The organism is Pseudomonas sp. 2(2015), from assembly GCF_000955865.1.
In the GTDB taxonomy this organism is placed as follows: domain Bacteria; phylum Pseudomonadota; class Gammaproteobacteria; order Pseudomonadales; family Pseudomonadaceae; genus Aquipseudomonas.
Window position 1 is genome coordinate 158,820 of the sequence record NZ_JYOF01000003.1, and the last position, 20,045, is coordinate 178,864.

At 64.6% G+C, this 20,045-nt stretch carries 20 protein-coding genes; 12 read left to right on the forward strand and 8 right to left on the reverse strand.

The features are described from left to right. Window positions 1-207: 207 nt before the first annotated feature. The 3 genes from UB48_RS03550 to UB48_RS03560 form a co-directional block, all read right to left on the reverse strand. Window positions 208-2,547, reverse strand: a complete 2,340-nt coding sequence (locus UB48_RS03550) for a TonB-dependent siderophore receptor (protein ID WP_275559265.1) — start codon at window positions 2,545-2,547, stop codon at window positions 208-210. Window positions 2,548-2,704: 157 nt separating this feature from the next. Continuing rightward, window positions 2,705-3,670, reverse strand: coding sequence for a FecR domain-containing protein (locus UB48_RS03555; protein ID WP_045194112.1), 966 nt, complete (start codon window positions 3,668-3,670; stop codon window positions 2,705-2,707). After that, a complete protein-coding gene (locus UB48_RS03560) occupies window positions 3,670-4,203 on the reverse strand; it encodes a sigma-70 family RNA polymerase sigma factor (protein ID WP_045194113.1) in 534 nt (177 codons plus the stop codon). Before UB48_RS03560 ends, UB48_RS03555 begins: the two co-directional genes overlap by 1 nt. 260 nt (window positions 4,204-4,463) lie before the next feature. Here UB48_RS03560 and UB48_RS03565 point away from each other — a divergent pair, with 260 nt between their 5' ends. The 3 genes from UB48_RS03565 to UB48_RS03575 all read left to right on the forward strand — a co-directional run bounded on the left by UB48_RS03565 (window position 4,464) and on the right by UB48_RS03575 (window position 7,092). Beyond that, a complete protein-coding gene (locus UB48_RS03565; RefSeq protein ID WP_045194114.1) occupies window positions 4,464-5,051 on the forward strand; it encodes an SMI1/KNR4 family protein in 588 nt (195 codons plus the stop codon). Between the two features lie 94 nt (window positions 5,052-5,145). Further along, window positions 5,146-5,961, forward strand: coding sequence for a carbon-nitrogen hydrolase family protein (locus tag UB48_RS03570; protein WP_045194115.1), 816 nt, complete (start codon window positions 5,146-5,148; stop codon window positions 5,959-5,961). Window positions 5,962-5,997: 36 nt separating this feature from the next. Next, complete coding sequence (locus UB48_RS03575; RefSeq protein ID WP_045194116.1) at window positions 5,998-7,092, forward strand: polyamine ABC transporter substrate-binding protein; 1,095 nt, start codon at window positions 5,998-6,000, stop codon at window positions 7,090-7,092. Window positions 7,093-7,123: 31 nt separating this feature from the next. Here UB48_RS03575 and UB48_RS03580 read toward each other — a convergent pair whose 3' ends face one another. Continuing rightward, window positions 7,124-7,708, reverse strand: a complete 585-nt coding sequence (locus tag UB48_RS03580) for a DUF4174 domain-containing protein (protein WP_045194117.1) — start codon at window positions 7,706-7,708, stop codon at window positions 7,124-7,126. Between the two features lie 223 nt (window positions 7,709-7,931). On the opposite strand from UB48_RS03580, the gene UB48_RS03585 reads away from it, so the two are divergent. Further along, on the forward strand, window positions 7,932-8,435 hold the full coding sequence (locus UB48_RS03585; RefSeq protein ID WP_045194118.1) for a DUF1772 domain-containing protein: 504 nt from the start codon (window positions 7,932-7,934) through the stop codon (window positions 8,433-8,435). A gap of 62 nt (window positions 8,436-8,497) precedes the next feature. On the opposite strand, the gene UB48_RS03590 is transcribed toward UB48_RS03585, so the two are convergent. Next, window positions 8,498-10,858 (reverse strand): DNA polymerase II, encoded by a 2,361-nt coding sequence (locus UB48_RS03590; protein ID WP_045194119.1) that lies wholly within the window; start codon window positions 10,856-10,858, stop codon window positions 8,498-8,500. A gap of 66 nt (window positions 10,859-10,924) precedes the next feature. Further along, window positions 10,925-12,133, reverse strand: coding sequence for an MFS transporter (locus tag UB48_RS03595; RefSeq protein WP_045194120.1), 1,209 nt, complete (start codon window positions 12,131-12,133; stop codon window positions 10,925-10,927). 113 nt (window positions 12,134-12,246) lie between these two features. Between UB48_RS03595 and UB48_RS03600 the strand changes: the two genes are divergently transcribed. Then, a complete protein-coding gene (locus tag UB48_RS03600; RefSeq protein ID WP_045194121.1) occupies window positions 12,247-13,152 on the forward strand; it encodes a LysR family transcriptional regulator in 906 nt (301 codons plus the stop codon). On the opposite strand, the gene UB48_RS03605 is transcribed toward UB48_RS03600, so the two are convergent. Beyond that, window positions 13,149-14,048, reverse strand: coding sequence for a LysR substrate-binding domain-containing protein (locus UB48_RS03605; RefSeq protein ID WP_045194122.1), 900 nt, complete (start codon window positions 14,046-14,048; stop codon window positions 13,149-13,151). The two genes, UB48_RS03600 and UB48_RS03605, sit on opposite strands and share 4 nt — an antisense overlap. 112 nt (window positions 14,049-14,160) lie before the next feature. On the opposite strand from UB48_RS03605, the gene UB48_RS03610 reads away from it, so the two are divergent. The 6 genes from UB48_RS03610 to UB48_RS03635 all read left to right on the forward strand — a co-directional run bounded on the left by UB48_RS03610 (window position 14,161) and on the right by UB48_RS03635 (window position 17,983). Beyond that, complete coding sequence (locus tag UB48_RS03610; protein ID WP_045194123.1) at window positions 14,161-14,778, forward strand: LysE family translocator; 618 nt, start codon at window positions 14,161-14,163, stop codon at window positions 14,776-14,778. Between the two features lie 118 nt (window positions 14,779-14,896). Then, complete coding sequence (locus UB48_RS03615; protein ID WP_045195644.1) at window positions 14,897-15,625, forward strand: hypothetical protein; 729 nt, start codon at window positions 14,897-14,899, stop codon at window positions 15,623-15,625. 104 nt (window positions 15,626-15,729) lie between these two features. Then, the gene (locus UB48_RS03620) at window positions 15,730-16,428 is read left to right on the forward strand and encodes an AzlC family ABC transporter permease (RefSeq protein WP_045195646.1); all 699 of its coding nucleotides are present in this window, start codon (window positions 15,730-15,732) and stop codon (window positions 16,426-16,428) included. After that, a complete protein-coding gene (locus UB48_RS03625; protein WP_045194124.1) occupies window positions 16,425-16,748 on the forward strand; it encodes an AzlD domain-containing protein in 324 nt (107 codons plus the stop codon). The genes UB48_RS03620 and UB48_RS03625 overlap by 4 nt, the downstream gene beginning before the upstream one ends. Then, window positions 16,745-17,575, forward strand: coding sequence for an AraC family transcriptional regulator (locus UB48_RS03630; protein WP_045194125.1), 831 nt, complete (start codon window positions 16,745-16,747; stop codon window positions 17,573-17,575). The genes UB48_RS03625 and UB48_RS03630 overlap by 4 nt, the downstream gene beginning before the upstream one ends. Before the next feature lie 12 nt (window positions 17,576-17,587). Then, window positions 17,588-17,983 (forward strand): hypothetical protein, encoded by a 396-nt coding sequence (locus UB48_RS03635; RefSeq protein WP_045194126.1) that lies wholly within the window; start codon window positions 17,588-17,590, stop codon window positions 17,981-17,983. Window positions 17,984-18,002: 19 nt separating this feature from the next. Here the strand turns inward: UB48_RS03635 and UB48_RS03640 are convergent, their stop codons facing one another. Beyond that, window positions 18,003-18,773 carry a helix-turn-helix domain-containing protein gene (locus tag UB48_RS03640; RefSeq protein WP_045194127.1) on the reverse strand — a complete coding sequence of 257 codons (771 nt, stop codon included), beginning with the start codon at window positions 18,771-18,773 and terminating at the stop codon, window positions 18,003-18,005. Window positions 18,774-18,873: 100 nt separating this feature from the next. On the opposite strand from UB48_RS03640, the gene UB48_RS03645 reads away from it, so the two are divergent. After that, window positions 18,874-20,004, forward strand: coding sequence for a Bcr/CflA family efflux MFS transporter (locus UB48_RS03645; RefSeq protein ID WP_045194128.1), 1,131 nt, complete (start codon window positions 18,874-18,876; stop codon window positions 20,002-20,004). Window positions 20,005-20,045: the final 41 nt, after the last annotated feature.

A 20,045-nucleotide genomic window follows, 5' to 3' on the forward strand; every position in this document is an offset into this window, starting at 1 on the left:
CAGTTAATTGTTTTGGAGGGCAGTTTATGACTACATTTCAATTCATTGCCGGCATGGCCTTCTGCTTTGCAGCCCTTGCGCTAAAAGCCTACCTGATCCTGAAGCCGCCCGTAGAAGCCGGGCCTGACGCTCGATAAGCATATGTAAGCCGGAATAACAGAACGCCCCCTTTTTTATAGATCAAGGGGGCGTTTTTTATTTAGCCGATCAGAAATCCCAGCGCGTGGTCAGCATCAAGTTACGCGGATCACCGTACGACATCGAGTTATAAAAACCGATGTTGGTGTAATAACGTTTATCGAACAGGTTATTGGCATTTACCGTGGCCGAAAAACGCTCGGTGAACTGGTAGCGGGCCATCAGGTCCACCAGCCAGAACGGGTCCTGGGCGAACTCCTCGTCGATGCCCTTGGGGCGGTTGCGCAGTACCTGCCAGCCCTTGCCCTGCCAGCGCGCACCGCCGCCGACCGTCAAGCGATCAAGCGCGCCCTTGAGTTTGTAGCTGGTGTAGAAGCTGACCTGGTCTTCCGGCTCCCAGGTCGACACCTTCCGGCCCTCGTCATCGCGAATCACTTTGTGGGTGTAGCCGCCCTGCAATTGCCAGCCCGGCGCCAGCTCACCCGAGACTTCAGCTTCGAAGCCCTTGGTCTTGGCTTTGACGCCCATCCAGGCGAAGCCCACCGCCGGGTTGGTCGGGTCGCCGTTGTACTGGTTGTCCTCGACGGTGCGGTTGCTCTGGTGGATCTCGAAATAGGCAAGGCTGGCGTTGACCCGGCCATCGAGGAACTCGCCCTTGATCCCCACCTCGTAGTTCTGCCCTTCGTCCGGGTCCAGCAGGCGGTCGGTGCGGTCGCGGAACCAGCTGTCCTGAGGCATGAAGATGTCGGTGTAGCTGGCGTACAGCGAATAGGTGTCGTTGAGGTCATAGACCGCGCCTACGTAAGGGATCAGGCGGTCGTTTTCCTTGTTGTCGGCGTCGATGCCGTCGTAGCTGTAGTTGACCAGGCGCCCGCCGAGCAGCAGGGTCAGGTCGTCGATCGGGTGCAGGCGCGCGGTGAGGTAAGTGCCGTTCTGGCGAACCTTGTCGTCGGTGCGCGCCGACACCGGGCCCCAGTCAGGTTCGCCGATGTCGCCGTCCCAGTTGGGAAAGTCGAGGATGTTGTTATTGGCATGGGTAACGTCGCGGTAGTCGTTGCCCTTCCAGCGCGAGGCGGTATAGGAGTTGCCGATCACCAGTTCATGCTCGCGACCGAACAGCTGGAACGGCCCGCTCAGGTACAGGTCGAGGGAGTCGCTCACGGTTTCGCCGGTGTACTTCTGCGCATAGATGCCGGCGGTGCCGTCCTTGCGTGGCTGGTAGCCCTGGATCGAGCCGAGCGGCGCGTGGTAGCCGTTGATCTTGTGATCGAACTGGGCCTTGGCCACCCAGCCGTTGTCCAGGTGATGCTCAAGGCTGGCGAACACGGTGCGGGTGTACTGCTCCCAGCTGCTCCATTTCGCTGCGTTGTTGAAGTGGTGCGAGACATTGTTGGTGTCGCCATTGCCATCGTATAGCGGCACGGTGCCCGACCAGCTGGAGCCTTTGGGGTTGTTGTCCTGGTAGTCGGCGCCGACGGTCAGCAGGGTGTCGGGGTCGAGGTCGAACTCGAGGATGCCGTAGTAGACGCTGGTCTTGCGCTGGTAGTGGTCGAGGAACGAGTGCTTGTCCTGATAGGCCGCCACCGCCCGGCCACGCACGTTGGCGCTGTCGGTCAACGGGCCGCTGACGTCCAGTTCGCTGCGGTAGTTGTCCCAGCTGCCGGCGCCCAGATCAAAATGGCCCTTGAACTCGGCGGTGGGTTTCTTGCGCACAAGGTTGATGGTCGCGCCCAGCGAGCCTGCGCCGGTGAGCAAGCCGGTGGCGCCCTTGAGCACTTCGACGCGGTCGTAGATGGCCATGTCGCTGAGGCTGTTGCCAGCCGAGTAACCGACGTTGCGCGAAGTCGAGGGAATGCCGTCGTACTGGAAGTTGCTGATGGCAAAGCCGCGGGCGTAGTAGCTGTTGCGCTCGGTGTCATAGGCCGAGACGGTGATGCCCGGGGTGTGGCGCATCACATCGTCAATGTTGTTGAGGCCGAAGTCATCCATGTGCTGGCGGGTCACCACGGTGATCGACTGCGGCGTCTCGCGCGGGGTCAATACCAGGCGTGTGGCGGTGGCAATGGTGCCGGGGGTGTAGGAGTGGCTTTCTTCGGTGATGGTCCCCAGCTGGTTGCTGGTGACCTCGGTGGCGCTGAGGTTGATCGCACCCGCCTCGTTCACTTCGCGCACCAGGCTGTAGCGCCCGTCGGCCTCCTTGATCAGTGCCAGGCCCTTGCTGGCGAGCAAGGCGCGCAGGCCTTCCTCGACCCCGTACTGGCCGTGCAGGCCTTCGCTACGCTGGCCCCGGGTCAGCGCCGGGTCAAATGACAGCACCACGCCGGCCTGGGCGGCAAAACGGGTCAGCACCTGGCCAAGATCGTCCTGGGCCAGGTCGTAGCTGCGCGCGGCCGATTCGGCCTGGGCCATGCTCAAGGGCAACAACAGCGCGCAACAGCGCAGGGCGTGGTGAATCGGGCGGGTTCTCATTCGATGCGTTCTCTTCTGGTTGGCATTCAGGCAGTGGGCCTGCCTTCCATAAGTCGAACGACAAGACGAATTAATATCATTTGCATGAAAAATACTTTTATTTGCGTGCCTCTACCGTCACCCAATACGGCGTGCGCTGGCTGACCCGCACCGGCAACGTGCTTTCAAGGGCGCGGAAGATCTGTGCCTGGTCGTCGAGCCTGAAGGTGCCGCTGATGCGCAGCCCCACCACTTGCGGCGCGCAACGCAACCAGCCGCGGCGGTAGCGCGCCAGGTCAGCGATAAAGGCCCCCAGGTACTGCTCGTTGGCGATCAGCAGGCCCTTGCTCCAGGCATCCAGGTTGCCCTCCAGTGGCGAACTGAGCACCAGCGCCGGGTTGGCGAAGCGGCATTGCTCGCCCGCCTCCAGCAGCGCTCCGCCGCCCTGCTCGCCCGCCAGCACCTGTACGCGGCTTTCGAACACTGCCAGGCGTGTGGTGTTCTCGCCGGCCAGCAGCGAAAAGCGCGTGCCCAATGCCTGCACGGTGCCGTGGCGGGTTTGTACCAGGAAGGGCCGGTTGGCCGGGTCCTTGGCGGTGGTGATCAGCACCTCGCCATCGCGCAGCACCAGCAGGCGCTGTTGAGGGTCGAAGCGCACATCCAGGGCGCTGGCGGTGTTGAGCTGCACCTGGCTGCCGTCGTCCAGGGTCAGGTTCAGGCGTTCGCCGGTGCGGGTGTGGTAATCAGCGAGCCAGGGGCCCTGGCGCGCCTGCTGGTAACCGCCCCACCCCACAGCACCGGCTCCCGCCGCCAGCACCAGCCCCTTGAGCACACCGCGACGGCCCAGCGCCGGTTGCTGGCCGGCCAGTTCCAGGGTGCGCCCGGCCAGGCGCGTGGGCATTTGCTGCAGGCGTTGCTGCACCCGCTCGACCTGCTGCCAGGCCCAGCGGTGCTGCTCGTCGGCCTGCAGCCAGGCGTGCCAGGCGGCATGTTCGGTGCTGCCGGTGCTTTCATCACCGAGGCGCGCACGCCAGGCGGCGGCCTGCTCAAGGGCGGCGAGCTGGCGCGAATCGAGGGTGGCCATCAGTCAGCCTCGTGTTGCAGGCTGTACAGCGTGCAATGGTGCAGGGCCTTGGCGATGTCACGATTGACCGTGACCACCGAGATGCCGAGGGTTTCGGCGATGGCCTTGTAGGTCATGCCGTCCAGTTGCGAGAGCAGAAAAGCCTTGCGCACCCGGGCGCCGAGGCCGGCGAGCATGGCATCCAGCTCGCACAGGGTTTCCAGCAGGATCGCCCGCGCTTCAGCGGAAACATCCAGGGCTTCAGGTTGCTCGGCCAGCGCCTGCAGCCAGGCGCGTTCGAGCCGCGCACGGCGAAAATGGTCGATCATCAAGCGCCGGGCGATGGTCGCCAGGTAGCCCCGCGGTTCGCGTACGGCGCGCAGGCGGTCGACGGCATCGTCGGCGCTGAGCACGCGGACAAACACGTCCTGCATCAGGTCGGCGGCCAGGTCATGGCACGCCACTCGCGGGCGCAGCCAGCCGGTCAGCCAGCGGTGATGAGCCTGGTACAGGTGGCTGACCTGCTGGCGCAGGACGGGGTTGGAATCGCTCATGATGACTCGAAAAAGTAAATGAGAATTTCTATCATTCTATGCGAATGATAGAAGGCGTTGGAAGAGCGCCGCACTCAAGCTGGCCAACAGGCCTCATCGCTGGCAAGCCAGCTCCCACAGGTTTTGCACAAACCCTGAGAGCGACGCGGACCCTGTGGGAGCGGGCCTTGCCCGCGATCGAGCGCGCAGCGCTCGCAATCCCGGTGAATTTACGTCAGCCTGGCTATCATCTGTGCTCTTTCAGGAAGGAACCGCCCCTCATGTCCCTCGTCACCACCTACCTCGCCGGCCTGCGCCAGGCGCTGCCAAGCGAAGAGCTTGAACAACTGAACCTCGCCCACGGCGCTTCGGCCGCAGACCTGCAAAAACTCAGCGCCCACTACCCGCTGTGCCCCGACAGCCTGTTGCGATTGCTCGGGCAGATCGACGGCACTCATTTTCGTGATTACCCGGGCGGCACGGTCATCGTCCTGGTGCTCGGTTCGGACGTGTTCGAATACCCCTATTACCTCAGCGCCAGCGAGCAGATCCTCGAAGACGCCCGGGGCTACACCGACAGCATTCGCGGCATGTACGGCGAGTACCTGGAGGAATACCCGGAAACCGTCGGCGCGGGCATCGACAGCGACCTGGCCATGAACCAGCGCCTGTGTTTCTCCCATTGCATGAACAACGGCGGCAGCTCGAAGCTGTACATCGACTTCAACCCCGCCGCCGGTGGCACTGTCGGCCAGGTGGTGCGCTACCTGCACGACCCGGACAGTTATGAAGTGATCGCCGACAGTTTCGATCAGTACCTGCAGCAACTGATCGACGATGACTTTGCCTTTGTCGAACGCGAGATCTGAGCGCCATTACCCATTCAGGGTTACTCCATCAACGTAATTAACGCCCACGCCGTCGCGCCGCATACTCGGTTCCAGCCCCCCGCAAGGAACCCCGATGAAGATCGAACTGATACAACTCGCCGGCCGCGACGGCGATACTGCCTACAACCTGCAACGCACCCTTGAAGCGATCGCCAGTTGTGCGGCCGACACCGACCTGCTGGTGTTCCCGGAAACCCAGCTGATGGGTTTTGCCAGCGCCGAACAGCTGCCAAAGGTTGCCGAAACGGTGGACGGCCCCAGCGTCCAGGCGGTGCTGCAGGCGCTGCGCAAACGTGACGTGGCGGCGGTGATCGGCCTGGCCGAAAAGGCCGATGGCCGCTTCTACAACACCTCGCTGCTGCTGACCCCGGAAGGCATCGCCCTGCGCTATCGCAAAACCCACCTGTGGCCCTCGGAGCGCGGCCTGTTCACCCCCGGTGATCGCTACGCCACCACCACCTTCAAAGGCCTGCGTATCGGCCTGCTAATCTGCTACGACATCGAGCTGCCGGAAAGCAGCCGCGCCCTGGCGCAACTGGGCGCCGAGCTGATCGTGGTCAGCAACGGCAACATGGACCCCTACGGCCCGGTGCACCGCACCGCGATCATGGCCCGCGCCCAGGAAAACCAGGCCTTCGCCCTGATGGTCAACCGCGTCGGTGCAGGCGATGACAACCTGGTGTTCGCCGGTGGCAGCGCCCTGGTCGACCCGCACGGGCGCCTGCTGTTCGAGGCCGGGCGCGAGCCCTGCCGGCAGCTCATCGAACTGGACCTTGGGCAACTCGAACTGGCTCGCCGCGACTACGACTACCTGGCCGACCGACGCCTGCACCTGCCTGGCCAGCGCCTTGAACACGCCGATGGCCGCCGCGAACTGCTGATCCCCTGAGCGCTACCCCTATAACAAGAATCCGGAGTGCCCTTCATGAAGTCGATCCGTCGCCTGCCCCTGGCCCTGGCCGCGCTGCTAAACCTGGCCGCCGCCCAGGCCGCCGCGCCCAGCGTGCACATCTATAACTGGTATGACTACATCGCGCCGAACACCACCAAGGAGTTCCAGCAGGCCTCGGGGATCGCCCCGGTGTATGACGTGTTCGACAACAGCGATGTCATGCAGAGCAAGCTGATGGCCGGGCGCAGCGGCTATGACGTGGTGTTTGCCAGCGCCGACCTGCTGCCCAACCTGATCAAGGCCGGGGTGCTGGCCGAGCTCGACCGCAGCCAGTTGCCCAACCTGGCGCACCTGGACCCGCAGATCCTCGCCAAACTGCAGGGCAACGACCCCGGCAACCGCTTCGCCGCCCCCTACTTATGGGGCACCACGGGCCTGGGCTATGACGTCGACAAGGTCAAGGCGCGCCTGGGCAAGGATGCACCGCTCAACTCCTGGGACCTGATCTTCAAGGAAGAAAACCTCGCCAAGCTGGCCGACTGCGGCGTGGCCATGCTCGATGCACCCGGCGAGATCATCCCCATCGCCCTGCACTACCTGGGCCTGCCCTACAACAGCAAGAACCCTGAGGACTACCGCAAGGCCGAGGCGCTGCTGCTCAAGGTGCGCCCGCACATCGCCTACTTCGACTCCTCGCGGTTCATCTCCGACCTGGCCAACGGCAACGTGTGCGTGGTGCTCGGCTGGTCTGGCGGGGTGTTCGATGCCAAGCTTGCCGCCAACAACGCCAACAATGGCCGCGACATCCGCTACAGCATTCCGCACGAAGGCGCACCGTTCTGGCTCGAAAGCATGGTCCTGCTCAAGGACGCGCCCAACCCGCAGCAAGGCCTGGCCTTCATCGACTACATGCTGCGCCCCGAGGTGATCGCTGCCTCGACCAACTACCTCGGCTACCCCAACGCCAACAAGGATGCCGCGCCGCTGGTAGACGCAAAAATCCGCGACAACCCCTCGGTGTACCCGCCCCAGGCGGTGCTCGACACCCTGTTCGCCCTGGAGCCGCTGCCACTCAAGTACGAACGCATCCGCACCCGGGTATGGAGCAAGGTCAAGACCGGCAGTTAGCCTGGAGCAGGATCCCGGCGATCGCCGCGCCTCAGTCCTCCAGCGGCTTGGGCGGTGGCAAGGGCTTTGGAGGTTTTGCCGGTTTGGCCGGTTTGTCATGCTTGCCGGGCTTGGCGTCTTTCTTGCCCTTTTCGGGCTCGTTCTTCAGGTCGGCAACGGTCGGCGGCACGATGGCCTTTTCGGCCGCCGGCAACTGGTCGACCGCATCGAAAATTGCCTTGGGTTCGAGGGTGCCGGTGTGTTCGAGCCGGTGCAGTTCGCCGTCCTTGCCTACCAGTACCACCGGGGTGACCATGGTATCCCGGGCGCTGAACTTGAACTTGCGGATCAGGGCCATGGTCTCCTGCTGCTCCAGAAACTTGTCATCGCGTTTGCCGACCATGCTGGCGACGCTATACAACACCAGTTTTCGCTCCTCAAAGGCAGCCTTGGTGGCCGGGTCTTTGAGGGCCTCTACCAACTTACGCAAGGTCGGGTCGGCAGTACTGGGGGCAAGGACAATCAAGGGGCGGGCCTTGTACAGATCCTGGGCCAGAGGGTCATCGCTATCGGCAGCGAGGGCGGGGCCGGCAACGAAGGCCAGCAGGGTGGCGAGGGTCAGTGACCGGACAAGCATGCGCATCTCCTTTCAATTTCCATGCATCAAAGACTACAAGTCGCGACGAAAGATCCGGGTTGCGAGCCTAAACTACAGGGCCAGATGAGTGGGCAAAGCAAAGGTAACTTCCGATTACCAAGTGCGACCTTGGATGCATACCGAAAGGTCTGTCATCCGATTCTGAGGATAGCTGAAGGCCGCCTGCCATGCCCGTCGACCACCCTGGAAAAAGGCCTGAACCATGAGCATTGCCGATACCCTGCTGTTGCTGCTGATCCTTGTTACCGCGTTGGGCTGTGGGTTGATGGGCGGGTTGTTCTTCGCCTTCTCAAACTTTGTCATGCAGGCCCTGGAGCGCATCCCGGCGCAGAGCGCGGTCACCGCCATGCAGTCGATCAACCAGGTGGTGCTCAACCGCCTGTTCCTGTCGTTGTTTCTCGGCACCGCCGTCACCTGCGCGATCCTGCTGACCTGGGCCTGGCTGCGCTGGCCACTGCCCGGCAGCTTGTGCATCGGCATCGGCAGCGGCCTGTACCTGCTCGGCAACGTACTGGTAACCCTGCTGTTCAACGTGCCGCGTAACCAGAGCCTGGCGCGCCTGGACCCGGCCAGCAGCGAAGCGGCCAGTGCCTGGCCAACCTATGCACGGGTGTGGAACCGCTGGAACCATGTGCGCACCATCACCGCCCTGGCGGCGACGGCGTGGTTGATGGTGGCCTTGCTGCGGGTGGTGTGGACTCAATAGCGGCTGCTACGCAGCCATCGCTGGCAAGCCAGCTTCCACAGGGTCGGTGCGTGCAGGTCCGGCTAGAACAAGCCCATCTGCCGATCGATCAGCGCCGTGAAGTCATCCTCCACGAACGGCAGGATCGCATCCGCCACCGGCTGCAATTGCCGGGTCAGGTAGTGGTCGTAATCGATCGCCGAATGCCGCGTCTCCAGCGGCTCCGGCCCCGCCACGGTTATCACGTAGCTGATCCAGCCGCCGTTCTGGTACTGCCGCGGCCGGCCTTGACGGTCATTGAAGTCATCGGCCATGCGCGCCGCCCGCACATGCGGCGGTACGTTGCGCTGGTAGTCAGCCAGCGGGCGGCGCAGGCGCTTGCGGTAGATCAACAGTTCATCCTGCTCACCGGCCAACGTCTTGCGCACATACTCACGCAGGTACTGCTGGTAAGGCTGGCGCTTGAAGATGCGCTCGTACAGCTCCTGCTGAAACTGCCGGGCCAGCGGCGACCAGTCGGTGCGCACGCTTTCCAGGCCCTTGTAGATCATCTCTTCAGTGCCCTGGCCGCGTTGCACCAGGCCGGCATAGCGTTTTTTGCTGCCTTCCTCGGCGCCGCGAATGGTCGGCATCAAAAAGCGCTTGTAGTGGGTTTCGTACTGCAGTTCCAGGGCACTGTCCAGACCATAGCTGTCGCGCAGGTGCTCACGCCACCACTGGTTGACCTGCTGCACCAGCTCGCGGCCGATCTGCGCCGCGTCCGCCTCGTCATGGGCACGCTTGAGCCAGACGAAGGTCGAGTCGGTGTCGCCATAAATCACCGTATAACCCTTGGCTTCGATCAACTCGCGGGTACGGCGCATGATCTCGTGGCCGCGCATTGTGATCGATGAAGCCAGGCGCGGGTCGAAGAAGCGGCAACCGCTGGAACCGAGTACGCCGTAGAAGGCGTTCATGATGATCTTCAGCGCCTGGGACAGCGGCGCATTGTGCTCGCGCTTGGCTGTCTCGCGGCCCTGCCAGACCCGCTCGACAATCGCCGGCAGGCAATGCCGGCTGCGGGAAAAACGCGCCCCGCGAAAGCCTGGCACCGAGGTCTCATCGCCCGGCTCGCGCAAGCCTTCAACCAGCCCCAGCGGGTCAATCAGAAACGTGCGGATGATCGACGGATACAGGCTCTTGTAGTCGAGCACCAGCACCGACTCGTACAAGCCCGGTCGCGAATCCATGACAAAACCGCCCGGGCTGGCCTCCTCCGGGCGCTCGCCCTGGTTGGGCGCGACGAAGCCCTGGCGGTGCATCAAGGGCATATACAAATGACAGAACGCCGCCACCGAACCGCCGCTGCGATCAGCCGGCAAACCGGTGACCGTGGCCCGTTCGAGGAGGAAGGTCAGCAGTTCGGTCCTGGCGAAGATCCGCGTCACCAGCTCGCAGTCCTTGAGGTTGTAGCGGGCCAGGGCCGGCTTGTCCTCGGCGAACATGCGGTTGATTTCATCCATGCGCTGGTACGGGGTGTCGATCGCCTTGCCTTCGCCGAGCAGGGTCTGGGCGACGTTCTCCAGGCTGAACGAGGGGAAGCTCCAGGTCGCCGAACGCAGCCCTTCGATACCGTCGATGATCAGCCGCCCGGCCGCCCCGGCAAAAAAATGCGCGCGGCTGCCGTGCTCGCGCCAGTCCATTGCCTCACCGCCACGGCCCAGGCGCAGCGGCACCTTGAGCTGGGTGGCGTGCTGCTGCAGTACGCGCAGGTCGAACTGCACCAGGTTCCAGCCGATGATCGCATCGGGGTCGTGCACGGCCAGCCAGTCGTTGAGGCGTTCGAGCAATTGAGCGCGGCTGTCGCAGTATTCGAGGTCGAAATCCACGCCTGCGGCGTCGCCATTGGCCGGGCCGAGCATGTACACCTGGCGCTGGCCACAGCCTTCGAGGGCAATCGAATACAGCTCGCCGCGTTCGGTGGTTTCGATGTCCAGCGACACCAGTTTGAGCGTGGGGCGGTAATCGGCGGCGGGCTTGAGCTGGGCGTCGATCAACACGCCGCTGGCATCCGCCGTGCCACTGAAGCTGACCGGCGCGGTAATGAAGCGCTCCATCAGGTAGCGCTCCGGCGGGCGCACATCGGCTTCGTAGATTTGCACCCCGGCGGCGCGCAGGCGCTTTTCCAGCTGGATCAACTGGCGGTGCTGACGGCAGTACAAGCCCAGCACCGGCCGTTGTTCGAAATCGCGCAGGGCCAGCTCGCGCAACTCGACCTCGCGCTCGCCGCGCAACACCGCCTCGGCCTGGCGCCGCTGTTCGGCGGGGATGAACGCCACTGAAGTCTGCAGCGGCAGACGCAAGCGCCGTGGGCCCTGGTCGGTGGCCAGCCAGAACTCGACAACGGTACCGGCCGGGGTATCGCGCCAATGCCGGGTCAGGACAAAGCCCTGCTGTAACTCCACCGCTGCAACCTCGAAAACGCCTGTGTATGCGCCGATTCTACCCGTCTGCGCGGCGGCCTGGCGAACTTAGCTCGGCACCCGTGCGCCCGGGGCGAAACCGTGGCCATGGGCGCGACCGGCAATCAGCAGGGCCAGGGCGATCAGCGCCAGCAACACCCAGGGGAAACTGCCCACGCCCCACTGGCTGAGCAACACACCGCCAAGCAGGCCACCGGCGGCAATGGCCGAGTTCCATACCGTGACGATCATCGACTGGGCGACATCGGCGCCCTCCCCGGCGGCATCGGCGCTGGCGGTTTGCAGCAGGGTTGGCGCGCCGCCGTAGGTCAGGCCCCAGAGCGCGACACTGACATACACCAGCGGCGCCGACTGGCTGACAAAACCAAGCACAAGCGCCACCACGGCAAAACCGAACAAACTCAGCAGGACCATGTTGCGCAGGTGCTTGTCGATCAGCGCACCCACCACGCCGATGCCGGCCAGGGCGGCAATGCCGAAGGTCAGCAGGACCATGCCGGTGCTCGCCGCCAGGCCCACCGAGGCCAGGTACGGCACGATGTAGGTGTACAGCACGTTGTGCGCCAGCACCCAGGTGAGGATCACCAGCAGCACCGCCAGCACCCCGGGTGTGCGCAGCACCTGAGCGATACCGGGGCGTTGGCCCGGGGCATGGCCGTCGAAATCCGGCACCTTGCACAGCACCCAGGCCACCAGCACCAGGGTCGCGCCGGACACCAGGGCAAAGGTCATGCGCCAGCCCAGCAACTCGCCCAGCCAGGTGCCGGCCGGCACCCCCAGCGACAAGGCCACTGGCGCACCAATCATCGCCACCGCCATGGCCCGGCCTTGCTGCTCGGGGCTGACCATGCGCCGTGCATGCCCGGCAATCACGCCCCAGGCCAGGCCCGCGGCAACACCGGTCATGAAGCGCGCGACCAGGGTCAGCCAGTACGAACTCGACAACGCCGTCACCGTGTTGAACAGCAAAAAGCCGATAATCGCCAGCAACAATACCGGCCGCCGGCGCCAACCCTGGGTCAGGGTCACCAGCGGGATGGCGGTCAAAAGCGAGCCCAGGGCATAGACGCTGACCATCTGCCCGGCCATCGCCTCACTGACCTGCATGCCGCTCGAGATCTGCCCAAGCAGCCCGGCCGGCAAGGTTTCGCTGAGGATGGCGATAAAGCCGGTCATGGCCAGGGCCAGCAGGCCGCTGACCGGCAAGGGCTGCTCCAGTGCGGCCGGCCCATCGGCGCTGCAACTGATGTGGGTCATGGTGAAACTCCTGTAGGAAAGATGGGCGAACCTTAAGCCTGCGCGCACTGCGGAAAAAGCCGGGTACAATTCCGCTCATAACGGACACGGGTGTCCGCAATCGGGAAATGCAGATGGATAGCCTCAGCGGTTTCGTGGTGTTCGTGCGGGTGGCAGAAACCGGCAGTTTTGTCGGCGCTGCGCAGTCGCTGGGGGTCAGCGCCTCGGCCATTGGCAAGCGCGTGGCGCGCCTGGAGCGCCGCCTGGGCGTACGCCTGTTTCACCGCAGCACGCGCAGCATCACCCTCACCGCCGAGGGCAGTCAGTTTCTGGAGCGCAGCCGGCGCATCCTTGCCGAAATCGAGGCCACCGAGCTTGAGCTGTCCCAGGCCAGTGAAGTGCCGCGCGGGCGTTTGCGCATCAGCCTGCCGCAAGTCACTGCGCTGGTGATGCCGGCCTTGAGCGAGTTCATGGCGCAGTATCCGGAGATCGAGCTGGACCTGGATTTCGACGACCGCATGGTCGATATCATCGGCGAAGGTTTTGACGTGGTAATGCGCGGCGGCACGCCCAGCGACTCACGCCTGAGCGCGCGCTTTCTTGGCCATTTTCACCATGTACTGGTGGCCTCGCCGGCGTACCTGGCGCGCAATGGCAGCCCCGCGCACCCCGCCGAGCTGGCCCGCCACACCTGCCTGCACTACCGCTTCCCGAGCACCGGCAAGCTCGAACAGTGGCCGCTGCGTCAGGAGCCCACCGGCCACGCCTATGAGATCCCGGTGTCGATGGTCTGCAACCACGTCGACACGCGCATCTGCTTTGCCATGCGCGATCGCGGCATCACCTGCATTCCCGACTTCACCGTGCGCCAGCAGTTGCAGCGCGGTGACCTGGTGACCGTGCTCGATGACTACATGGAGCGCCGCGGCAGCTTCTACCTGCTGTGGCCCTCAGGGCGGCAAGTGCCGCCACGGCTGCGGGTGTTCATCGACTTCATGAGCACGCGGCTGCTGCCCGATGCTGGCGCGCCGCAGTATTAGTCATATAAATAATCAAAGCCCTGGGCAGGCAATTGTGGCACCTGCTGCACCAGGAACGCCCCCAGTTGTTGCACCTGGCGGGCCTTGGGGCTGGCCTGCAGCCAGGCCAGATAATAGCCCTCGCCGGTGGCCACCGCCTGCGCAAACGGCGTGACCAGGCGCCCGGCGGCGAGCTCGGCGCTGGCCAGCAACAGGTCGACCACGGCCACACCCAGGCCTTGCTGAGCCGCCGAGATGCCCTGGTCAAGGGTGTCGAACAGCTGGCCGCGCTCAAGGCTGATGGCCGCAGCCCCGGTGCGCTGCAACCAGCGCCGCCAGTCGCGCCGGTCGGGAGATGGGTGCAGCAGCTCGCAATGGGCCAGGTCTGCCGGGTAACCGGGCTGGCACACCGGTACCAGCCATTCGTCAAACAGCTTGAGGCTGGTGATGCCGGCGCCGAAATGTCCGTCGCTAAGCAGGATCGCGCAGTCGTAGGGCTCGCTGTAAAAATCCACCGTATCGATGTCCATCCACACGCTGCTCAGTTGCACCTGAGCGTGTTCTTCACATTGCTTGAACAGCGCCAACTGGCCAAGCAACCAGCGCACGGTCAGGGTCGAGGGTGCCTTCAGGCGCAGTTGCTGGCGGTCCTGTCTGAGCAGGCCACAGGCGCTTTCGATGATCTTGAAGCCGATTTTCAGCTCCTGGGCCAGCAGCCGGCCCGCTTCGGTCAGCGCCACTTTCGGCCCGCGGCGCTCGAACAGCGCGCAGTCGAACAGGCCTTCGAGGGTTTTGATGTGATGGCTGATGGCGCCCTGGGTCAGGGCCAGTTCTTCGCCGGCGCGGGTGAACGAACCGTAGCGCGCGGCCACCTCGAACGCCCTGAGCGCCTGCAATGCGGGAATGCGTTCGGTCATGGCCGCCTCTAGCATGAGTCAAACTAATAGAAGGCCACAGTAACAGGCGTTTTACAACCGGACCGAGCCTGCCGAGAATTGCGCTCCCGCCAAACGCCCTCGAGACCCGCCCGTGAACAGTGCCCTGCTTGCTACCTACGCCCTGACCGTTGTGCTGCTGATCGCCAGCCCCGGCCCGGTGGTGGCGCTGGTGGTCAACACCACTGCTCGCGCCGGGCGCAAACAGGCACTGCTGACCGCCCTGGGCACCAACGGCGCGTCACTGGTGCTGATCGCCCTGGCGGCGCTGCTGATCTTCAGCAGCGCCGCGATCAACCCGCTGCTGCTTAGCGCCTTGAGCGTGTTTGGCTGCCTGTTCATCGGCTTTCTGGGCCTCGGCGCGCTGGCCGAACTGCGCCGGCCCGCGCACGCCGCAGCGCCGCATGCGGTGCGCCAGGGCGGGCTATGGCAGGGGTTTGCCATTGGCCTGTCGAACCCCAAGGACATCCTGTTTTTCGTCGCCTTCTTCCCGCAGTTCATTCAGGTCACCGAGCAGTTCAGCCACAGCCTGATGCTGTTGGCGCTGGTCTGGCTGGTGCTCGACCTGGGCATTCTGGGCCTGTACATCCTGGTCATCGGCCGCCTCGCCGAGCGCCTCGACCGGCGCCTGATCAGCGCCATCAGCGCCGTGGTACTGCTGGCCATCGCCGCCGTCGGGCTGGCCTACAACATCCGGCAACTGTTGCCCTGACGGGCTACGCTTTCGGGCGCGGGCCCGGAGCGGTTAGAATGGCGCGCTATCACCCAGGCCAGCCACACTATGGACAGTCGGATTGAACCCTGAACAGCGCAGTCGTCTCCAAGCCAACATGCATACCCGCCCGGCCCCGAATTCCAGAGGCACTTCCTTGATCCGCTCGCCCCTTTTGCACGGCCTGCTCGCCGTCGTGCTGCCGACTTCGGTACTGGCTGCCGGCGTACAGATCGACCCGCATGCCGACCTGCTGTACCGCCAGGCCGTGAGTTTGCTGGAACAGGCCGACAACCAGAGCGCCAGCTTCACCCTCAAGACCAGCACCACCGACCAGGATCTTGCCCAGCAAGGCCAGGCCCTGGGCCGCACCCTGGCGCCTGCGGTGAGCCTGTTGAAAAAAGCCGTGGAGCTTGACCACCCGGCCGCCCAGTATCGCCTGGCGCTCTACTACATCACCTACCTGCCGGCAGCACAGATTTCCGCTGCCGCCTGCCCGCTGCTCGAAGCCAGCATGGGCCAGGGCTTTGCCCCGGCGGCCCTGGGCATCGAGAACTGGTGCCCCAACTACAGCCGTAGCGACTACCGCAACGCGCTCGAAAGCGTGCCGAACCTGGCCAGCCTGTACGCCCCCTACTACCCGCAACCGGCCGTGCGCCTGTTGTGCCATCGCGAGCAACCGCAGGGCCTGGCCATGCAGTGGGGCCGCCAGCGCGACTACCAGGCCGAGGTCTACCGCCTGCTGGCCAGCGCCGACCCGGCGCAGAGCAAGGCCTACTGGCAAAAAGCGGTGGACATCAATGGCTGCATCGCCGCGCAGCGCCGCCTGGCCAGCAACCACTACTGAGCGCCAAGCCCTCTGCCGCGCCGCTGACAGCAAGATCGTTCAAGTCAGCGGCGCCCGCCTCTGGCATGCTGTACAACCTTGTTCATTGGTTGTTGCTGCCGTCCATGTCCAGTCCGCCGTTCGCCCGCCAGGCCTTCATCCGTGGCGCCATCGCCATCCTGCCGTTGTCCCTCGCCGTCGCTCCCTGGGGGCTGCTGGCCGGTTCCATGGCCATCGAAGCCAACCTCAGCCCCTGGGAAGGCCAGGGCCTGTCGGCGATCGTCTTTGCCGGTGCCGCGCAACTGGTGGCAATCGGCATGCTCAAGGGCGGCGCCAACCTGTTCTCGATCCTGCTGACCACCCTGTTGCTGACTTCCCAGCATCTACTCTACGGGCTGTCGATGCGCCCGGTGCTGTCGGGCCTGCCGACCCGCTGGCGGCTGGGCCTGGGCTTTTTGCTCACTGACGAGTTCTTCGCCCTCACCAGCCAGTACGACCAACAGCAGTTCAATCGCTGGTATGCCCTGGGGGTCGGCCTGACGTTCTACATTGCCTGGAACCTGTTCACCCTGGCCGGGATCATCCTTGGCCAGAACATTCCGCACCTCGACCAGCTAGGCCTGGATTTTTCCATCGTCGCCACTTTCGTTGCCCTGATCGCGCCGCTGGTGCGCAACCTGCCCACCGTGGTGTGCGTGGCGGTGTCGCTGTTCTGCTCGGTGCTGTTCAGCGCCTGGCACTGGGACATCGGCCTGGTGGCCGCCGGGTTGCTGGGCATGAGCGCCGGCTTTGTCTGCCAGAAATTCAGTGGAGCACGCGCATGATCTTCGCCCTGATTATCGGCATGGGCCTGCTGGTGTTCCTCAACCGCTATGCCTTCCTGGAACCGCGCCTGCCCTTGCGCCTGAGCTCCAATGCCCGGCAGTTCCTCGGCTTTGCCGTGCCGGGCATGCTCACCGCCATTTGCGGGCCGATTGTGTTCTTGCCCGGGCACCAGCTCGACCTGAGCCTGAGCAACCCTTACCTGGCCGGTTCAATAGTGGCGGTGGTGCTGGTGCTGTTGACCCGCAGCACCTTGATCAGCATGCTGCTGAGCATGGCCTTCTTTTTTGTCTTTCGTTGGTGGTTGAACGGCAGCCCATGAACCCTGCACACAAGGAACAGACCCGCTTCTGGCAAGCCTCGGCGCTCGGTGATACCGAGATGCTGCACGCGCGTTATTTTCAGCAGCGCTTCGCTCCCCATGTGCACGAAGGCTACGTGATCACCATCATCGAGTCCGGTGCCCAGCGTTTCTGGCACCGCGGCAGCGAACACCTGGCGCCGGTGGGCAGCATGGTGCTGATCAACCCCGACGAACTGCACACCGGTGCCAAGGCCAGCGAAGATGGCTGGCGCTATCGCGGTTTCTACCCCGACAGCGAGCGCATCACCGGCGTGCTCGACGAGTTGGAGCTCAAGCGCGACGGCCTGCCGCGCTTCGACGCCAGCGTGCTGCACGACCCGCAACTGGCCAAGGCCTTCAGCTGGCTGCACTGCTCGGCCGAACACGGCGCCAGTGCCCTGGAACAACAAACCGCCTGGCGCGAAGCGGTGCTGTTGCTGGTGCAACGCCATGCCCGTGCCGGCACCGCGCGCACGCCCGGCAACGAACCCTGCGCCGTGGCCCGGGCCAAGGAACTGATGGACAGCCGCCTGGCCTACCCGCCATCGCTGGAAGAACTGGCCACGGCAGTCAACCTCTCGCCCTTCCACTTTGCCCGGGTGTTCCGCCAGGCCACCGGCCTGCCGCCCCATGCCTGGCTCAAGCAACGGCGTCTGAGCCGCGCCCGCGAACTGCTGAAAAACGACTGCCTGCCGTTCAACGTCGCCTTCGCCCTGGGCTTTTCCGACCAGAGCCATTTGAACCGGCAGTTCAAGCAAGCCTATGGCGTAACGCCAGGCGAGTACCGCCGCGCCTGCATTCACTGACGGACCAACCCCATGCCCTACCCGCTTGCCTACCGCTGGTTCATCCACAAAGGCCTGACCGACTGGGAGCCGTGGTATTTCTGCGACACCCCGGCGTCACTGCAACAAGGCCCGGACCTGAGCAAAAACGCCTTCGCCGCCCGGGCCTTTGCCAAGGAGACCGGCGCGAACTTCGAGGTCTACCTGTTCGCCCGCCGCCAGGACCGCGAAGACTTTGCCTTCTTCGTGGTGCGCGACGGGGTGATCGAAGACAAGGTAATCACCGCGCACCTGTCGTTCGCCGACAAGCTGGAGCTACGCTCGCGCCTGAGCTATGAACAGGTGACCCGCAGTTTCAGTGAGTGGGTGGCCGAAGTGGCGCTGGCCGATGCCGTGGAGTGGATGAGCGAGGACGACCTGCAAGATTGAGCCTGGGCTGCTCTTCTGCTCAGCGGCAATACGCCCGCGGCGTGCTGCCGGTCATGCTTTTAAAGAAAGCGATGAACGCACTGTCGCTGGCAAAGCCCAGCTCCAGCGCCACGTGGGTCAGCGGCTGATGGATCGCCAACTGCTCCACCGCCCGCACCAGCCGCCACTGCTGGCGCCATTGCTGGTAGGACATGCCAGTGTCGCGGCGAATCAAGCGACCGATGGTTTTCTCGCTGGCGCCCACTGTGCGGGCCAGCTCTTGCAGCGGCGGCGGTAACTGCTCAAGGTTCTCGACCAGGCGCGCCAGGCGCCGGTCCCTGGGCAGCGGCAAGCGCATCGGCTGCTGCCCGGCAGCCTGCAGTTCGGCGATGCACAGGCCGGCCAGGTGCGCGGCGGCGCCTTGGCTCCAGTCGGTTTCGAACGGCGCCAGGGCGATGCGTTCGAGCAGTTCGCGCAGCAGCGGGTTGACGTCGAGGATCACCACTTCATCCGGCAAACGCGGCCAGTGGCGGGTGTCCAGGTACACCGAGCGATAGTCCACGGTCGCCCGCATTCGCGCCCGATGGGCTACGCCGGCGGGAATCCAGGCCGCGCGGGTCGGCGGCAGCAGGCAGAGCAGGTCCGGCGCCTGGGCATCGATGCGCACACAGCCCTGGCGGGTGAACAGCACCTGTCCCATACGGTGCTGATGGACGCCGGAATCGTGCTCGCCCAGGGCCGAGCAGATGCCGACGATGGGCGCATCGACGTGCTCGGGGTTGAAGAGGGCGGTAGGTTCCAGCCAGGCCATGCAGGTTGTCCGATTTTCACTATTTCTAGACCAGACCGCGACAATACACCCATCGCCCGCCGCCTACCATGAGCGCCCTTTTACCCACGGGACCCTGCTCATGACCCAACGCACCTGGTTGCCCCTGGCCACGGCCCTGCTGATGTTCCCGCAGATCGGCGAAACCCTCTACAGCCCCGCCCTGGTGGATATCGGCCAGGGCTTTGGGGTAACGCCTGCACAGGCGGGGCAAACCCTGTCGCTGTATTTCGCCGCCTTTGCCGTCGGCGTGCTGGTCTGGGGCCGCCTGTGCGACCTCTGGGGCCGGCGCCCGGCGTTGCTCACAGGCTTGCTGCTGTACGGCCTTGCTTCGCTGGCGGCCCTGTTGGTCACCACTTTCGCCGGCCTGCTTGGCGCGCGCATCGTCGCCGCGTTCGCCGCAGCGGTCGGTTCGGTGGTCACGCAAACCGCGCTACGCGATGCATACAGCGGTGCGCAACTGGCGCGGGTGTTTTCCCTGATCGGCATGTTCCTGGCCATCAGCCCGGCGATTGGCGTGCTCAGCGGCTCGCTGCTGACCCAGGCCTTGGGTTACCGTGGCGTGCTCGCCGCGCAGTTGCTGATGGCCCTGGCGTTATCGCTGTGGAGTTGGCAACTGATGCCGGAAACCCGCCCGCAAACGCCCCACCACGCCAGTGTGATCGGCACCTTGCGGCGCATGCTCGGTGATCGCCGGGTGCTGCTGGCGACGCTGCTGGTGGCGTTGTTCAACATCGGCGTGTTCAGTTGGTACAGCCTGGCACCGTTCATTTTCCAGCGTTTGCAGTTGCACAGCCTGTTTGGCTACAGCGGCGTACTGCTGGCGCTGGGCTCGCTGCTCGGCGCGCGCCTCAATGCGCGATTGCTGGCACGGGGTGTCAGCCAGGCAACCCTGCTCAACCTGGCATGCGCGGTGAACCTGCTGGCGGCGCTGGCGATCCTGCTGCTGGGCGAGCACTGGCTGATCGCGGTGGCCATGGCCTTCATGCTCGGCGCCTTCGCCATGGCGATTGCGCTGCTGCTGGGTTCGGCGCTGATCGAGTATGGCGATTGCCGGGGGACGGCGGGGGCGTTGTTCGGGTTGTTGTATTACGCGTTGATTGGCGCGGGCTTGAGCCTGGCGAGTGAGTGGCAGGCATTGGGGGTTAGCCTGATGTTGTGTGCAGCGCTTGCCAGTGTTGCGGCGCGGGTTTATGGCCGACGGCGCTTATGAGTGCATCGTGTTGCCCATTGAACTGAAGCCAAAGCATCCCA